Here is a 1,420-nt window from a genome sequence, read left to right as displayed (position 1 = left end):
CGCCCTCAGAGCAAGTCATAAACTACAAATATTTATTACACACCTAACAATGCTACTAAGATCAAATAACTATAAAAAAATTACAAGGAAATACTATCTTTAAAGAAACTCCAAAGAATCTGTACAGAATCCCTAAAGAAACGCTTCTTTAAGTTAAGCAAAGATAATATTGTTAAATAGCGGTCCTTAGCCGGTCGTTTTTTGTGACTCCACCCTCTCCACGTTGTTCTGTGGCTGGAGTCACAAAAAACGACCTCCAATACAGTAAAAAAACACTAAACCAAACTAAACAACTTAGCCAAAAGCACCTAATTAAACTAATAAACTCAGCACTAACACAAAAAATAAAATTCAAATTCCACACCACAAAACCAAGTCAAAAACACAAAACAAATTCAAGATCAAAACCAAAAAACAAAAACAAGCCTCTTTCAGGACATCAATTCAATTTAAAGTGCAAATAAAGCTCTTAGGAATACTTTAAAAGCTAATAACGATAAATTATCCATTTAACTATTTAAAACGCTTAAAATGCATTTTAAGACTAAATAAAGCCAAAACAAATTTAACTAAACAGTTGGCCTAAAAAGAAGTCAAATTTGCAGCCATGCAACAAGTGAGCCTGAAATATTACCTAAACCCAAAATTGTGCTGTTTACCCACAACTTTATAGCCTAGTTTAAGTTTAGAATTACTTTAGAATTACTTTAGAATAGCTTTAGAAACAGTTCTAAACTTTTGGAATTAAAAAAAGCGTCATAACTGGGTTAATAGACGGTCGGACTTTGCAACTCCACCCCCTCCACGTTGTTTTGTGGCTGGAGTTGCAAAGTCCGACCTAAGTTACCGCAAATAATTCCCCCAATATTAAAATAAAAATTCCGGAAAATGTGACTAGAAAAAATTAAAAGTTAACTTCACAGACATAGAGCTAAATTCAAGTTCAACCACGTTTTTAAATTCAAAAGCACCTAAAAAATTAACTAAGTCAAAATCAAAAAACAGTAAACCAAAATCTTAACTCAAAAAGACAAAAGAACTAAACCCGACCTGTCAAAAATGACAGGAGTGCGCACTTACACCCTTGACGACTGTCAAAGGGTATTTCCCCACTAGAAAAACGTGGGGATTTTGTAACAGAAGGCTGGCGCCAACAAGGCCAAATTCAAGTGAAACTAGTCGTCAGAATTGATCACATTCTCAAAAATCCATTGACTATAATTGAACCGATCAGCTGGACTAATAATCCAAGGATGATTGATTTCATAAATCTGAATTTCAGTTTCTAAATAAAGCAGCGTTTTACCTTGATTGAAAGTATAAACTGGGGCTGGAAAATCGAGTTTGCTAGCGACTTGGTGGACACTTTGCCGAGAGTTCATGTCCCAGCGTTTTTTTAAGTCGTCACGAGTTAATAAGT

1 protein-coding gene is annotated in these 1,420 nt (G+C 34.4%); it reads right to left on the bottom strand.

The features are described from left to right. Window positions 1-1,175: 1,175 nt before the first annotated feature. On the bottom strand, window positions 1,176-1,420 hold a 245-nt coding region (locus FC65_RS10655), incomplete at its 5' end, for a hypothetical protein (protein WP_082619098.1).

It is taken from the genome of Ligilactobacillus acidipiscis DSM 15836 (assembly GCF_001435755.1).
GTDB lineage: Bacteria > Bacillota > Bacilli > Lactobacillales > Lactobacillaceae > Ligilactobacillus > Ligilactobacillus acidipiscis.
Note: the sequence above shows the minus strand (reverse complement) of the source record. Positions and strands in the feature narration are given on the sequence as shown.